This is a genomic window from Flavobacterium filum DSM 17961 (assembly GCF_000425465.1).
GTDB classification, from domain to species: domain Bacteria; phylum Bacteroidota; class Bacteroidia; order Flavobacteriales; family Flavobacteriaceae; genus Flavobacterium; species Flavobacterium filum.
Genome location: NZ_AUDM01000027.1, coordinates 1 through 17676, shown reverse-complemented (window position 1 = coordinate 17676; position 17676 = coordinate 1). Strand labels below are relative to the sequence as shown.

8 protein-coding genes and 1 pseudogene are annotated in these 17676 nt (G+C 36.3%); 6 read left to right on the top strand and 3 right to left on the bottom strand.

From position 1 onward, the window contains the following. Window positions 1-4605: pseudogene (locus tag H601_RS0112445) on the bottom strand (hypothetical protein); the annotation flags it as partial. 152 nt (window positions 4606-4757) lie between these two features. On the opposite strand from H601_RS0112445, the gene folE reads away from it, so the two are divergent. From folE to lgt, 4 genes are all read left to right on the top strand, one after another. After that, window positions 4758-5429 (top strand): GTP cyclohydrolase I FolE, encoded by a 672-nt coding sequence (folE, locus tag H601_RS0112435; protein ID WP_026711814.1) that lies wholly within the window; start codon window positions 4758-4760, stop codon window positions 5427-5429. Window positions 5430-5500: 71 nt separating this feature from the next. Further along, complete coding sequence (cysS, locus tag H601_RS0112430; RefSeq protein WP_026711813.1) at window positions 5501-6982, top strand: cysteine--tRNA ligase; 1482 nt, start codon at window positions 5501-5503, stop codon at window positions 6980-6982. A 57-nt stretch (window positions 6983-7039) separates the two neighbouring features. Beyond that, window positions 7040-7264, top strand: a complete 225-nt coding sequence (yidD, locus tag H601_RS0112425) for a membrane protein insertion efficiency factor YidD (RefSeq protein ID WP_026711812.1) — start codon at window positions 7040-7042, stop codon at window positions 7262-7264. Between the two features lie 78 nt (window positions 7265-7342). After that, window positions 7343-8281 carry a prolipoprotein diacylglyceryl transferase gene (gene lgt / locus H601_RS0112420; protein ID WP_026711811.1) on the top strand — a complete coding sequence of 313 codons (939 nt, stop codon included), beginning with the start codon at window positions 7343-7345 and terminating at the stop codon, window positions 8279-8281. 75 nt (window positions 8282-8356) lie between these two features. Here the strand turns inward: lgt and H601_RS0112415 are convergent, their stop codons facing one another. Further along, a complete protein-coding gene (locus H601_RS0112415) occupies window positions 8357-10315 on the bottom strand; it encodes an endonuclease I family protein (RefSeq protein ID WP_026711810.1) in 1959 nt (652 codons plus the stop codon). Between the two features lie 134 nt (window positions 10316-10449). Between H601_RS0112415 and H601_RS0112410 the strand changes: the two genes are divergently transcribed. Beyond that, window positions 10450-13281 (top strand): gluzincin family metallopeptidase, encoded by a 2832-nt coding sequence (locus tag H601_RS0112410; RefSeq protein ID WP_245571654.1) that lies wholly within the window; start codon window positions 10450-10452, stop codon window positions 13279-13281. Between the two features lie 258 nt (window positions 13282-13539). Continuing rightward, window positions 13540-15945, top strand: coding sequence for an alpha-ketoacid dehydrogenase subunit alpha/beta (locus H601_RS0112400; RefSeq protein ID WP_026711807.1), 2406 nt, complete (start codon window positions 13540-13542; stop codon window positions 15943-15945). A gap of 1143 nt (window positions 15946-17088) precedes the next feature. Here the strand turns inward: H601_RS0112400 and H601_RS15735 are convergent. Then, window positions 17089-17676, bottom strand: a 588-nt coding sequence (locus H601_RS15735) for an IS3 family transposase (protein WP_035655962.1), incomplete at its 5' end; no start/stop codon positions are given.

Genomic DNA, 17676 nt, shown 5'->3' with positions numbered 1-17676 from the left:
TCCTGCTGCTCCCGGTGTGGCGATTACCGTTGCCGGTGTTCCCTGGCATACCGCCTGGCTATTTACCGTTACTGTTGGATTAGTACTCAAGGATACCGTACCAGAGGCCGAGGTGCTTACACAACCCGTTACCGTGTCGGTGATAATTACGCTATACACCCCTGCTATTGTTGTTGTGAATGTCGCTACATCGCCAGGTAGTGTGGCTGCAGCCGGAACTGTCCATGCATAGCTGTAAGTTCCTGCAACTCCCGGAGTCGCCGTTACTGTGGCTGATGCTCCATCACATACTGTTGGACTATTAACGGTTACTGTTGGGTTTGGATTTATTGTTACCGTTCCTGAGGTCGAGGTGCTTACACAACCCGTTACCGTATCGGTGATAATTACACTATATATTCCTGCTACTGTTGTTGTAAATGTCGCTACATCGCCAGGTGCTGTGGCTCCTGTTGGAACTGTCCATGCGTAGCTATACGTACCTGCTGCTCCCGGTGTGGCTATTACTGTTGCTGAAGCCCCATCACATACTGCTGGGCTGTTTACCGTAACCGTTGGATTTGGATTAACCGTTACCGTTCCCGAAGCCGATGGACTCACACAATTAGTTGTCGTGTCCGTGATAATAACACTATACACTCCTGCAACTGTTGTTGTGAAAGTAGATACGTTACCTGGATTAGCAAAGGTAGCTGGGACTGACCAAGAATAATCATAAGTACCTGCAACATTTGGTGTAGCAGTTATAGTAGCGGTTTGTCCATCACAAATCGTATCATCATTTACGGTAACTAATGGAGTTGGATTTACAGTCAATGTAAAAGAAGTAGTCCCAAAAATGGTAGCGTCGGAATTGTCTTCAACTCTAACGTAAATTATTTGATTCGTACCATTAAACGCATTAGCCGGATTAATTGGTAGTGATCCAATATCAGCATTGGCTTGACTTAAATGATAAGTAACTGTATATAAAGCTGGATTCAAACCATTTAAAGCTGCTGCATCAGATTGTGTTAAATCAAAGATAGCAAAACCATCATTATTTGGTCCATCACATTCAACCAAAGGATTCGGTTGAGGGTCTAATGAACAATCATTTAAAATTAAATTAAATGATTTTACATAATTACATCCAGTATTAAAATCTTGAATACCTACATAAATAGTTTGACCAGTACTTAAAAAAGCCGTTGGATTTAAAATAGGATTAGCAAAAAGTTCGGCATCTGTTTGATTTAAAAAATAAGATATATCATAATCTGCAGGATTTAAACTTCCTAAGATGACAGGAGTATTTAAAGTTAAGTCAAATTGAGGATTACAAGAAGATAAATCTTGAGGTTGGTTTGTTAAATCAGGATTAACATATACCGTAATGTCTCTGGTTACAGTAGTAATTTGTCCACACATATTATAAACCGCTTGTGCAGTATATGTTGTTGTGGTTGTTGGACAAACATTAATTTGTGGATTATTACTAATAGCAGTAGCTCCTTGAAACCATGTAAAAGTTGTGGCGGATGGACCTGATGGAGTAAATCGCCAAGCTTCATCAAAAGCAGACCAAGTACCAGTATTTCTTCCCGGTGGTGTATAAGCTAACGATCCAGCCGCATTTTGAATACCGATTAAACCACTTCCACTATTCCATCCAAGACATGGTACACGTCTTTGAACATAAACTTCAATAATATTTGAAATTTCATATAATACAACTTGTGATGTTTGTAATCCTACACTATTATTACATGAAAACTGAGCAACATTCGAAAAATTAACTACCAATTTTCTACATGGATAGGTTCCCATTAATTGATAATTAATACTTGTAACTGCTGGAGGTGTTGGAGCTACAGCCGGATTAATGTCTTGATAAACTCCATAAATAGCATTTCTAATTGGAAAACCGGCATTTGGAATGGTTTGTGTAAACGGCCAATTACAATATGCACCAGCAGCATAACTATCAAAAGAAATTACTCCATTGGATCCTATATTAGCAGAAGCATAATTGACTCCGAAGAAACAGAAATTAAACGGTAATGGAATATTTCCCGACCAAACATCATCAATATTCACAGATACAGGAGTAAATCCAGGACCTTGAAATGCTGCTTGAGGACAATAAGGAATTGATGAAACAGTATAAGCCGTTGTAGATCCTAAATCGATGTACTCTGCTAATAAATCAACACATTCACCAACATTACAAATAGAAGGGATAAATGGATTTAAATTTAAATCTCCTGCCAATATCGATGCACATCCATTTGAATTAATGGTTATTGTAACAGACCCGGAAAGTGGATTGGAACAGCCCGGAGGAGTTAAAGTGATACTCTCCAAAGTGTAAACTGTAGTTAACGTTAATACAGGAGTTGTAAAGGATGCTGTTCCGGCCGCATTCAATGTTACTGTATAAAAAGCACCAGTTGAAGAAGAAAAAGTTACAACTCCATTTGGCGTTCCGGTAAAGGTTAAAATTGCCGTATTTCCTGGACAAATTGTTTGATTTGTTCCAAAAGTAGCTGAGGCTACAACACTTTGAACAGTTATGGTTCCAGATGCTGATGCACTAACACAACCTGTTAGGTTATCTGTAATTACTACTGAATAATTTCCAGCAACTCCTGCGTAAAAAGAAGGTACATTGCCAGGATCTGGAACTCCAGCTGGAACTGTCCAAAAATAGGTGTATGGAGCTGGTGTTCCGGGTGTTGCCACAATATTTGCAGTGGTACCATCACAAATTGTTTCACTATTAACTGTAACAGTAGGTATTGGATTGACAATATAATTAACTGATGCCGGTAAACTAGGACAATTGGTAGTTAAATTTGTAATAATAACTGTGTAAGTTCCTGCAACTGTTGTTGTAAAAGTTGAAACATTACCTGGATTAGTTGCTCCGGAAGGAACTGTCCAAGAATACGAAAAAGTTCCTGCCTGCTGTGGGGTTGCCGTAATTGTTCCTGGAGTTCCAAAACAGGTTGCCGGTGCTGCAACACTTACAACCGGAATCTCATTTACTGTAACCGTAACTGATTTACTTAAATTACAAACTGAACTTTCCTCAAAACGTAAGTCATCAATAGCAAAATCATTACCGGATGCAACAGTTGTACGGTTATAAATACAAATTTCTGCAGTTGTAGCTGCACCTGCATTCCATCCATACGCTCGTAACAACCAACTACAAGTGGCAGCAGGTGCAGTTCCAATACCAATTGAAACTCCATTTACCATTACTTCTAGGTTAGCTGCATTTCCAGCCGCAACAGATTGTACCCAATAACTGAATGTGTAAGCTTGACCAGGTGTAACCGGAATAGTTTGACACCACACTCGATCATTTCCACCATTCACAATAGACCCATCGGCTACTAACATATTACCTGTTCCGGTTGTATGATCTGTACAATTAGCAAATCCGGCAAACCAAGTTTGTGCATTGGGTACTACAGCGTATGCACCTTGAACACCTACTGGGTTAACTGGATCTAAATATTGATAATCCGTTGTAAATCCAACTGCTCCAAGACTAAAATTACCATTGTATAATAAATTTCTAAGCGTAGTTACTGATGAATTTACTGTATAGGTGGTAGTTACCAAAGGAGTAACTGTAATGGAACTATTATTTGGACTAGTTAAAGTTGGATCAGCAGGGTTTGCTGTCCAAGTATAATTTCCTCCACCGGCAGCGTTTAATGTTATCGGACTACCTAAACATACAGCCGAGTTAGAAGGAACAGTAATATCATTGGGTTGAGAAATAACTACACCCGCTGTAGTTGCTGTTGTTGATGAACTATCTGTAACAGATACTGTATAAACTCCCGGTGGCAAGTTGGTAAACACACCCGTTGTATTCGTTGCGTTAACCGTACCGGAAATTGAAAAACTGGTGTAAGGAGGATTTCCTCCGTTACCATAAACAACAATTGAACCATCATTAGCTCCAAAACACGATACATTGATAACCGAATGATTTGCTGTTAAAGCTAAAACAGCTCGTAAAGAAATTTCATCAATAGCAAAATCATTTCCTACCGCACTTTGATTAATGTTATATAACTCTAACCTTCTGTACTGATTCCCAGTACCGGTAACAGTAAACTCGTAACTTACTTCTTGCCAACCATTTGACGGAGCAGTTACATTATAGGTACCTGTAAACTGATTGGTTCCACCCTGCATTACTCTAAAACCGATTTCCGGTTGTGGTAAAGTGGGATTTACTGAACGAACAAAATATTTAAATCTATAGGTTTGTCCTCCCTGTAAAAGCACATCACCATTTGTTTTCCAAAAGTTTTCAGATTGTCCTGATGCACCATCACAAACCATCATTAAACCTGAACCGGTTGTATAATCACCAGAATTGACAAAATTATTGGTATTCAATAAAAAAGGGTTGTTGATTATTGCGTACTGTCTAGGAGTGCTATTTGCTTGACCGGCACCGGGATTAATAAAATTATAATCCGATTGAAAACCAACTAAATTGCCAGATTCAAAACCACCATTTTGGATTAAGTTTTGACCATAAAACAAGCTGACAATCAAGCAACTAAAAAACGTAAAAAGTATTCTTTTATTCATACCAAAAATTTTGAGGTGGGAAATTTACATAATTTTAACTAATTATTATCTTAAAATTTCCAATTTTTAGCTTTCTGTTAATTCCATTTAAAAAGTAGCTAATTTTAATTATCTTTGCACACTTTATTTACAGAACTATTTAAACCAAAATAATGAATAACGACGATACTTTATCAGACAATATTGGTGACAATCACATTGGTACTTCTATAGAAAATCCGATGCGAAAAGATGCTTTTGAATTGACTGATGAACAAAAAATTGAGTTGATAAAAAAAGATGTTTCGAATATTTTGACCACATTGGGGATGGATTTGACGGACGACAGCATGAAAGGTACTCCTAATCGTGTGGCAAAAATGTTTGTGAAAGAAATATTTGGAGGTTTAAATCCTTCCAAAAAACCAAGTTCTTCAACCTTTGAAAATGGTTATAAATACGGCGAAATGCTCGTAGAAAAAAACATCACCCTCTATTCTACCTGCGAACATCATCTTTTACCAATTGTTGGTAGAGCTCATGTAGCTTACATATCTAGCGGTAAAGTAATTGGGTTATCTAAAATGAATCGCATTGTTGATTATTATGCCAAACGTCCACAAGTGCAGGAACGTCTTACCATGCAAATCGTAAAAGAATTGCAAAAAGCGTTGAATACAGAAGATGTGGCTTGTGTGATTGATGCCAAACATCTTTGTGTAAACTCAAGAGGAATTCGCGATATTGAAAGCAGTACGGTGACCTCGGAATTTGGTGGAAAATTCAAAGACGAAAAAGTTAGAAGAGAGTTTTTGGATTATATCAAATTGGATACGAAGTTTTAGGGAGTTTGGAGAAGGGAGTTGGGAGTTTGGAGTAAATAGTTAGGAGTTATTAGATTTTATACTGGTTAAAAATGAAATTATACGAAAATCAATCGTTAAAAATATACAATTCACTTTCGGGTGAGAAAGAAGTTTTTTCGCCTATTCATGATGGAAATGTAGGAATGTATGTTTGTGGCCCAACCGTTTACAGTAATGTGCATTTGGGAAATGTGAGAACCTTCATGAGTTTTGATGTCATTTTTCGTTATTTTCTTCATTTGGGATACAAAGTCCGCTATGTTCGCAACATTACCGATGCCGGTCACTTGGAAAATGATGCAGAAGTAGGCGAAGATCGAATTGCCAAAAAAGCCCGATTAGAACAGTTGGAACCGATGGAAATTGTTCAACGCTACACCGTTGATTTTCATACTATTTTACACAAATTGAATTTTCTTCCGCCAAGTATAGAACCTACGGCAACCGGACACATTATTGAACAACAGGAAATTATTCAAAAAATCATCGACAATGGTTTTGCTTATGAATCAAATGGTTCGGTTTATTTTGATGTGGTCAAATTCAATGAAACCAATCATTACGGTAAATTAAGCGGTCGTAATATTGAAGATATGATTGCTAATACCCGTGATTTAGACGGTGTTTCTGATAAAAAAAATCCGCAAGATTTTGCTCTATGGAAAAAAGCTGAACCTCAACATATCATGCGTTGGCCTTCACCATGGGGAGTCGGTTTCCCGGGTTGGCATTTGGAATGTACCGCCATGAGCACGAAATATTTAGGTGAAACATTTGATATTCACGGTGGCGGAATGGATTTGAAATTTCCACATCATGAATGTGAAATTGCTCAAAATGAAGCGTGTACCGGTCACAGTCCTGTAAAGTTTTGGATGCATGCCAATATGTTGATTTTGAACGGTAAAAAAATGGCAAAATCAACCGGAAATTACATTTTACCCAACGAAATATTTACCGGTGAAAATACGATTCTGTCAAAAGCCTTCTCACCAAATGTTACCCGTTTTTTCATGCTTCAAGCTCATTATCGAAGTGTATTGGATTTTTCAAATGACGCTATTTTAGCCTCTGAAAAAGGATTTAATCGCTTAATGGAAGGAATGGAATTATTGGATAAATTGATTCCCTCATCTGTCTCAACTTTGTCTATTGCTGAATGGAAAAAAAGTTGCTATGAAGCTATGAATGATGACTTTAATACGCCAATACTAATCGCTCAATTATTTGAAGGTATTCGGTATATAAATCTTGTAAATGATGGTAAAGAAACACTTACTGCCAATGACCTTTCTGAATTGAAAACTAGTTTGAAAAATTTTATTCATGATGTGTTGGGAATCAGTAATGAACAAGAAGAAAGTCAACATGCAGATAAGTTGGAAGGTGTTGTCAATTTGATGATTCAAATGAGAAATGAAGCTCGAGCCAACAAAAACTTTGCGTTGTCAGACCAAATTCGCGATCAATTGTTAGCCTTGGGAATTCAATTGAAAGATGGAAAAGAAGGTACTACTTTTAGCGTAAATTAAGGTGTAACTTATTTTGAAAAAGTAACTTTTGATTTACTTTTTTACAACTAGTATTTCATGTTAAAAAAAATAATTCAATTTCCTTTTATTTTATTAATTCGGTTCTACCAAGTTGTGATTTCACCACTTACGCCTGCCACTTGCCGTTTTGAACCAACCTGCTCACACTATTCGGCAGAAGCCATTCAAAAACATGGTGTCTTCAAAGGAATTTGGTTATCCATCAAACGCATTTCAAAATGTCATCCGTGGGGAAAAAGTGGCTATGATCCTGTTCCTTGAATAATTTTGTGAATTTATTAAAACTTTTGCGTTGTAATTTGACATAAATTCGTTTACTTTTACCACAAATAAACATCTATGGTTACTCCTATTCTATCTTTTGTATGGAATCCTTCCGAGGGTTTTGATATTGGTCCACTCTCTATTCGCTTTTATAGTTTGATGTTTGTAGTAGCATTTGCATTGGGCTGGTATATCATGAAATATATTTTTATTCGTGAAGAGGAACCATTGGAAAAATTAGACAGTTTGTTTATCTATACGGTTATTGCCACTTTAGTGGGAGCACGATTAGGTCATGTGATTTTTTATCAATCTGAGTTGTTTCGCGATGATCCTTTGAGTATTTTGCTTCCTATTCGTACCAATCCAACATTTGAATTTACAGGTTTTTCGGGACTTGCCAGTCACGGTGCTGCCATTGCCATCATACTCTTTATGATTTATTTCAGTAAAAAAATCATGAAACGTTCTTTACTTTGGGTTTTGGATAGAGTGGTTATTCCGGTAGCCAGCGGAGCAGTCTTTGTTCGATTGGGCAACTTTTTCAATTCAGAAATTGTAGGTCACGAAACCAATTCTTCTTTCGGAATAAAATTTATTCAAGATTTCTATTCCAAACGGGAAGCCATGCAGCTTACTAAAACGAATAACCCTAAAGAAGCCTATAAAGCTATCACCAATAATTCGGAATACCAACATTTGGTTGATGCTGTTCCTTCTATTCATCCTTCACAATTATATGAAGCGATTGGGTATGTTTTTGTTTTTCTTATCTTGTTTTTAATGTATTGGAAAACAAGTGCCCGTAAAAAAGAAGGTTTGCTTTTTGGTTCATTTATGGTTTTATTATGGTCTGTTCGATTTGTTGTAGAATTTGTAAAAGCCAGCCAAGGCGGATTTGAAAAATATCCAATGTTTAATGCTTTAACAACAGGACAATGGTTGAGTATTCCGTTTGTACTCATTGGTATTTATTATATCATTCGATCTTTAAAACAAAAAAATGAAGTTTAAATAAACTTATATTTAAAACATAAAAAAAGTGTATTGGTTTTCAATACACTTTTTTTATGCCCTATAATTAACTATTTATTTGATAATAATTTTGTGAGTGCCTTGTTGCTCAGCAGTTGTCCATTTTAACATGTACATTCCGGAAGCTAAATTGAATTGTAGGGTTGAGAATCCATCAATATTTGTTGAAAATACTTTGGTTCCGGTGATAGAGAAAATTTCAACCTCTGCTCTACTTTCGATTCCACTTATATTAATTTCGTTTTGAGCCGGTATAGGATAAACCTTTACATCGTTAACATTGAATTTCGGATTACTCAACGTTGGAAACCATTGTTCACCAAAATTAGCTCCAAAAATATAATTCGCTAACTCCGGATGATCAATAAATGGATTACGGTTCATCTGCCAAGTATAAATGTAATTGTTTCGATTCATTTCAAAATCATCAGAAGGGTCTGTTGTATTCCAATTCAAAAGAGAAGCTAAATCACCCATTTGAAACATAGTATTATCCGGTGGATTACCATTTACTAAGGACAAACCATTGTATCGAACAGCCATGTAAAATAATGCTCTTGCTACATCTCCTCTCCATGTACCGGAAGTATTGGCCGGACCGTTGTAATCGCTACCATAATCTCGGTTGCTTCTTGAGCTGTTTTCTTGACCGTCTTCTGCTCTAATGTGATGAGCATCTGAATGACCGGCTAATATATCATCTGCATTGGTTGGTAACCAAATATTTATTCCATCAGCAAAAGAAGAAGTACCATTCGCAAATCCACCTCTTGATTGAGGCCAAATATGTTCACGGTTCCACACGCCTAATATGCTTGCACCGGTTTGATAATCCAATTTAGATTTAGGTTGCTCTACATACATCAACCAAACTTCATTGTTGTTCGCCGGATTTTGATCGGCATTATTTAAGATTTCAACAACATCACCATAACTATGAGCTCTTACTATTTCAGGATTGGCAATAATATCTTGTAAAGCTTGTTTTAACGCATTACCGGATAAACCATAACAGGAAGCATAATAATCGGATGGAGCTGTAGTTGTAACATTTCCATATGTTGGCGACATTGGAGTTCCCCAAGAAGCTACCACAAAATTCATGTCACGAACTCTGATTTTTAAGTTTTGAAGGGCAATAAAGCCTTCGGGTAAGGAAGTTACTAAAACCGACATGGTTTCATCGCCATCATTTATTCCATCATCTACTAATTGTATAACCGTGGAAGTTGTTGAACCACCAGCTGGAATAGTCAAAGTTGTGTTCCCGGTGAAATCAGCAGTAGTAAAAGAACCATTTGTTAAACTCAAATTAAATTGCAATGATTCTGTAACAGGAGTGTCTGTTTGAAAAGTCAACGTGATACTTTGACCTTCATTGATAGTCATTGCACTGGAAGAAACAGCAATTCCATTGTAAATAATTCCACTACCATCATTGTTTCTTCTGGGTGTGGGAGTTTTTACTTCATAGGTTCCATCATTTTTTCGCTGTATGGATTGAGACGCAGCTAAACTGTTTGCGTTTTCATTGATTTGAGTGGAAACACCAAGTATAGTTTTGAGGGCAGTTGCCTGAGTAGCACTATTCCCATACACTAATGCATCAATTAAATTTGTGGCTGTTGCTGGTGTATCAATTGGAAAATTCTCAACTACATCTAGATACAAACCAACAGCATCAGGTCCGTTTTGAATACTATTCTGAGGAATAATCATGGACGGATAAGGCGTTAATTGTGAATTTCCGATTACTACAATTCCATTTCCATCTGTCACTAATCCATTCAAATTGATAGTAAAATAACTCAATATTCCCGTTCCGGAGGTTCCTCCATTATAGAAAACAAGTATATAACCGTCTAAAGAAAAATATGGAGTTTCTGATTTTAATTCAATAAATTCTTGCACGTCTAATCCTGGGGTGTCGGCGTCTAACTCGTTAATTACCACTTGTCCTTGAACAAATATAGTAAACAACAAAGCGACCCCTAACAGTAGTCTTTTTGTCATGGTTTAATTTTAGTTTACTTACAAAGTTAAGTCTTTTAGTTGTGGTAACCTTCATTTTTAACATTTAGCACTTTTATTTAACCATTAGTTCACAATTTTTTTACTATCTTTCAACCAATAAAAATTGCTATTGTTTGCTTACTCTATTTAGAATAACGTTTGTTTTTCTTTTCGTTCTATTCCCTTCTTCTCTTTGGTGTCAACATCAGAGCAAGTTGGTTGTGGAGTTAATTGATTCCAAAAAGACACTCACTGTTCAACAAGAGATTACTTTTTATAACACATCAACTGAAAATTTAGGTAAAATCATTTTAAATGATTGGAACCATGCCTTTTCCGACAAAAATACACCATTAGCCAAACGTTTTTCTGATGAATTTGTGCGAAGCTTTCATTTGTCAAAACCTCATGAAAAAGGCTCAACCCAATCATTGGTAATTATTGATGAAAACCGAGCATTTTTAGATTGGTGCCGCATGGATGCACAAGCCGATTTAATTGAAGTTACACTTCGTCAAAAACTGGCACCCGGAGAAAAAATTACTTTTCATTTGGTTTATTATCTTAAACTTCCAAAAGATAAATTTATTCGATATGGCTATAATGAAAATGGCAGCTATTGCTTAAAAGATTGCTTTATCACTCCCGCTCGCCTGTTCGACGGAAAATTCACGCAGTACAGTCAATTAAATAGTGATGATAGTGCAAATGCTCCGTGTTCAATTGATTTAACATTAAAAGTACCGGGTAACTTAGCGATTACAACTGATTTGATTCAACAGAACTTACAAGCATCTGATGCGTTTAAAAACTATCATTTTACCGGTAATCAAAATAGTCAATTTTCATTGTATATTGAACCGACTACTACATTTGAAAAATACAAAAATGATGTGATAGAAGTCAACACAAATCTAAGAGACAGTCGTGTAGATGCCTATCAAAAAGCCATAGCCATTGATAAAATCACTCGATTTGTGCAACAAAACATCGGCAATGCTTCTAAATCGAAAATTGTTATCAGTCAAATTGATTATGAACGAAATCCTTTTTACGGATTGAACCAATTGCCCGCCTTCATCAGTCCGTTTCCTGATAGCTTTTTATATGAAATTAAATTTTTAAAGACCTATTTACATCAATTTTTAAAACAAGAACTTCAATTGGATCCTCGTAAAGACAATTGGATTTATGATGCTCTTCAGGTATATACCATGATGAACTATATTGATGAATATTATCCTGAAATGAAAATGATGGGGAATCTTTCCAAACTAAAATTGGTCAAAGGATTCAACCTGATGCAAATTGATTTTAATGAACAATATAGCTATTTCTACATGTTAATGGCAAGAAAAAACCTTGATCAACCTATTGGCGATCCAAAAAACACGCTATTAAAATTTAACGAACAAATTGCCGGAAAATACCGTGCCGGATTAAGTTTAAAGTATTTGGATAACTACTTGGAAAATGACATTGTACAAAACAGTATCAAATCCTTTTTCCAATTGAATCAAAGGCAGCTAACCGACCGAACAGATTTTGAAACCATTTTAAAAGAAAACAGTCCCAAAAAAATTGATTGGTTTTTTTCTACCATTATCAATTCAAGAAAAATCATTGATTACACCTTTAAAGATTTCAAAAAAACAAAAGACAGCGTCACATTTGTTGTACACAATAAAACGGGAGTTTCGGTTCCCATTCCGTTATATGGCATTCAAAAAAAACAAGTTGTTTTTAAAAAATGGTTAGACAATATCGAAACGGATACTACAATTACCTTATCTCGAAATCAGGTAGATCGTATTGTGTTGAATTATCAAAATGAAGTGCCGGAATATAACCTTCGAAACAATTGGAAGTCGCTCAAAGGCTTTTTTCCTAATAATCGCCCTTTTAAATTCAACTTTTTGAAAGATATTGAAGATCCATATCACAACCAAGTTTTGTATGTTCCTACACTGGAATATAACCTGTATAATGGTTTAATGCCCGGAATGCGTTTTCACAATAAAACTTTTTTAGACAAACCTATTCTATTTGATGTAAATCCCGCTTATTCCTTTTTAACGCAAAACATGATAGGTAATTTTTCAGTCATAGTGAATGATTATAAACGCAATAGCCGATTGTTTCATGTTCGATATTCCTTTTCAGGTCAGTTTTTTGATTATGCACCCAATGCCGGTTATATGAAACTTAACCCAATGATTCAGTTTCGCATTCGTGAAAATGATTATCGCGACAATAGAAAAGAAGCCTTCATAGTTAGACAAGTTATTGTGCATAGAGAACAAACTCCTTATGTAGAATTAACAGAAGAAAATAGCAATTATTCCGTTTTTAATTTGAAATATTTTAATATCAAAACAGAAGTTCAAAATCATTACGGATTAAAAACCGATCTTCAAATTGCGAATTCTTTTGGTAAAGTAGCAATTGAACTAGAATACCGTAACCTATTTGAGAATAATCGTTTACTACAATTACGATTGTTTGCAGGAAGCTTTCTGTATCGTAAAACCAATTCCAACTTTTTTAGTTTTGCCTTAGATCGCCCAACCGATTATCTTTTTGATTATCCGTTGTATGGTCGTTCAGAAAAAACCGGATTCTTTAGTCAACAATACATCATTGCAGAAGGTGCTTTTAAATCTAAATTAGCCACTCCTTTTGCTAATCAATGGATGACTACTTTAAATGCCAATATGAATGTTTGGAATTGGATAGAAGTGTATGGCGATTTAGGTTGGATTAAAAACGAAGGTACTCAACCGCAATTTGTATATGATAGTGGAATACGTTTGAACCTTGTAACCGATTATTTCGAACTCTATCTTCCTGTTCAATCGTCCAACGGTTGGGAAATCAGTAAACCAGCCTATCCGGAGAGAATTAGAGTAATGTTTACATTTACTCCTGAAATATTAGTAGGTCTTTTTACCCGAAAATGGTTCTAACCCTCAACTTTGAACCTTTTTTCTTATCTTTCATCTCGAATTAATCACACCTCTTTTCTTGCAAAAGAAACTTACTTCTTTATTCTGTTTGAGTAAATATTTTACACAAAATTCAAATATATTTTGATTTTTATACGTTTTCATCATTTTAAAACCTAGTAAAGAAAGTTTTATTATTAAATTCGTAAAATATTTTTTCACACAAAACAACCAACATAAAAACTTTTTACTTAAATTTGTTTCCATAAGCATACAACCATGACAGAAACGCAACCAAAAGAGGTTTTAACCTTTGACGATTTTAAAGCTGAAGTTTTACACGATTATACCATTGCAATCACTAGTAGAGAATGTTCTTTATTAGGACGCCGTGAAGTTTTGACCGGAAAAGCCAAGTTTGGTATTTTTGGTGATGGAAAGGAAGTGCCTCAATTGGCGATGGCTAAAGCGTTTCAAAATGGTGATTTTCGTTCCGGTTACTACCGCGACCAAACCTTTATGATGGCGATAGGTCAACTGACCATTCAACAGTTTTTTGCCGGATTATATGGTCATACTGATTTGAATCATGACCCTATGAGTGCCGGTCGTCAAATGGGTGGTCACTTTGCTACCCATTCCCTAGATGAAAACGGAAATTGGAATGATTTAACGAAACAAAAAAACTCGAGTGCCGACATCTCTCCTACTGCCGGTCAAATGCCGCGTTTGTTAGGTTTGGCACAAGCATCTAAAATATATCGAAACGTTTCGGTTTTACCAAAAAAGAATAAATTCTCCGAAAACGGCAATGAAATCGCATGGGGAACCATCGGAAATGCCAGTACATCTGAAGGATTATTTTTTGAAACCATCAATGCAGCCGGTGTTTTGCAAGTACCAATGGTAATGAGTGTTTGGGACGATGAATACGGAATTTCTGTACATGCCCGTTATCAAACCACTAAAGAAAATATTTCAGAAATCTTAAAGGGTTTCCAACGCGATGAACAAAACAAAGGCTATGAAATCATGACCGTTTTGGGTTGGGATTATGCAGCGTTAGTGGGCACCTACCAACGTGCGGCTCAAATTGCCCGTGAAGAACACGTTCCTGTTTTGATTCACGTGAGAGAATTAACACAACCTCAAGGACATTCAACTTCCGGTAGTCACGAACGCTACAAGAATGCTGAACGTTTGGCGTGGGAAGCTGAATACGATTGTATTGCCCAAATGCGTTTGTGGATGATTGCCAACGGCATTGCCACCGCTGAAGAATTGGATGCCATAGATACCAACATCAAAAAAGAAGTGTTGGAAGGTAAAAAAGCGGCTTGGGCTGCCTTTGTTGAACCGATTAAAAAGGAACAAAACGAATTGGTTGCTTTGTTGGAAAACATCGCTGCAACCAGTGTAAACCGTGTGTTTATTCAAAAATATGCCAACGATTTAAAAGAAATCAAAGAACCGATTCGAAAAGATTTGATTTCAATGGCTCGAAAAGTACTTCGTATGATTGTGGGCGAGTCCGGGCAACCGAAATTAGCCGCTTGGATTCAAAACTATTTAACTGCTATACAACCAAAGTTTAGCTCTCATTTGTTTTCTGAATCGGCAGAAAAGGTAACAGCTGTACAAGAAGTATTGCCAACGTATGATGCTTCCGCGGAGGACGTAGATGCTCGTTTGGTCTTGCGTGATAATTTTGATGCGATTTTCAGCCAACATCCGGAAGTCTTAATCTTTGGTGAAGATTCCGGAAACATTGGAGATGTGAATCAAGGATTAGAAGGCATGCAAGAAAAATTCGGTGAATTACGTGTTGCCGATGCCGGTATTCGTGAAGCGACTATATTAGGACAAGGAATCGGGATGGCGATGCGAGGCCTACGCCCTATTGCTGAGATTCAATATTTAGATTATTTATTGTATGCCATTCAAATCATGAGTGATGACTTGGCTACCTTACAATACCGCACTAAAGGACGTCAAAAAGCACCGTTAATCATTCGCACCCGCGGTCACCGTTTGGAAGGCGTTTGGCATTCCGGTTCGCCAATGGGAATGATTATTAATGCGGTAAGAGGAATTCATGTTTTAGTACCCAGAAACATGACCAAAGCGGCAGGTTTTTACAATACGTTATTGGCTACTGACGAACCGGCCTTGATTGTAGAATGTTTGAATGGTTATCGTTTAAAAGAAAAAATGCCAACTAACTTAGGAGCCTTCAGAACTCCGATTGGAATTGTGGAAACCATCAAAACCGGAACCGACATTACGATTGTTTCGTATGGCTCAACATTGCGTTTGGTAGAACAAGCCGCCAAAGAATTATTGGAAGTAGGCATTGATTGTGAAATCATTGACGTTCAATCGCTTTTGCCGTTTGATATACAGCATGACATTAAGAAGAGTGTGGCCAAAACCAATCGATTGTTAATTGTTGATGAAGACGTTCCGGGTGGAGCTTCTGCTTTTATTTTACAACAAGTGTTGGATGTGCAAAATGCGTATGACTATTTAGACAGTAAACCTCAAACCTTAGCGGCTCAACCGCACCGTCCGGCGTATGGAACGGATGGCGACTACTTCAGTAAGCCTTCGGTGGAGGATATTTATGAGAAAGTGTATGCGATGATGAATGAAGTGAATCCGAGGGAGTATCCGGGGTTGTATTAATGTGGCAATGTGTCAATGAGTCAATTTGGAAATGTGGCAATTCGGCAATGTGGCAATTCGGGAGTTTGGCTAATTAGGTTGTTCTTCATGTGCACTACGTTGTATAATTCCGACGATGGGAGGAATCTCATCTCAGTTGTTAATGACATTCTAATGGAACACGGATGACACGGATAAAGCAGATTTATATGGATTTTTTGATTCGCTTTGCGAAAGTGGATGGAAACGGTTTTATGAGTGCTATCATTTTCTTTTTTTGAGATTTCATTTTTTTACCACAAAGAGCACAAAGGAGGCACTAAGTTCGCAGGGAACGTTTCGCTTTTTATATTTCTCGCAAAGACACAAAGAAGCAAATACTTTAAAAAAAAACACCTTCCTTCCTCTCCTGTGTCATGTCGACGATAGGAGACATCTCATAAATTTGGTAATGAATGTTTAATGTATCAATGAGGTAATGAGTCAATTTGTTTTCTCCGTTCTTGGAATAATTATTAACATCATAATTGGTAAAAATTGAACACGGATGCCACGGATGTAGCAGATTTATAAGGATTTTTTATTCGCTTTGCGAAAGTGGATGGAAACGGATTTCAAATGTGCTAAATTCGAAGTACTATTTTTACCCCTGCTTTTTAACCTCATTACCTTTTAAACTTTTAAACCCTTAAACTTTTAAACCTTTACTACCGTGTCATTCCGACGTTAGGAGGAATCTCATCAAACATGTAAATGCATTTTTAATGGAACACGGATGACACGGATGACACAGATTAAAAATGATTTTTTGATTCGCCTTGCGAAAGTGGATGTAGACGGATTTCAACTATGCTAAATTCGAAGTATTATTCTCTTCCTAACTCATATAAACCTTAGAACCTTAGCACCTCAGTACCTTCATTATTTTGACTGCATTTGACTGCATTTGACCAAATTTGACATGATTTGACCACATTTGACTGCATTTGACTACTTTATTGCTTTTTTTTAGGGTTTTGTTCGGTATTTGTTCGATACTTGTTCGAACGAGCTTCGGAAAAAGGGGGTGTTTTCCGAACAAATGACCCGTCCTAAAATAACTATACAGGTTATTAAATAAATCCTATTATAGTTATACAAATATAATTCTTAATCCTAAAAATACTATACAACTGTTTTTTCATAATTAAAACTTCTATAATAATTCTTCCATCGTTTGTTTAATTTATCTGATTTCAAATGAGCTTGGTTAGGGGTTAAATAATCACAACTTGCATGAGGTCTTAATTCATTATAAGACTTAATGCTTTTACTTACTTGATATCCTGTTTGGTCAAAACCCAAGCTGCTAGAGTAAAGATTAAATTCTGTTTTAATAATACCATTTATTCTTTCTGCTAATGCATTTTCATATGGATCTCCATTTTCGGTCATGCTAATACCTATGTTGTTTTTTAGCAATAAATCAACATAGTTGTGAGAACAATACTGTGAACCTCTATTAGAATGATGGATGATTGATTCATTATACAATCTATTATTTAGAGCCATCTTCAAGGCTTCAATGCAACCTTCAGCAGCAAGGTCTTGACGAAAACTATAGCCCATTATCTTTCTAGAATACGCATCTGTAATTAAACTTAGATAGCCCCATTGATTGGTTAATCGGATATAAGTAATATCACTTACCCAAACCTGTTCTGGTCTTGTTATTGTAAGTCCTTTTACCAAATTACTATATTTTCTCATCCA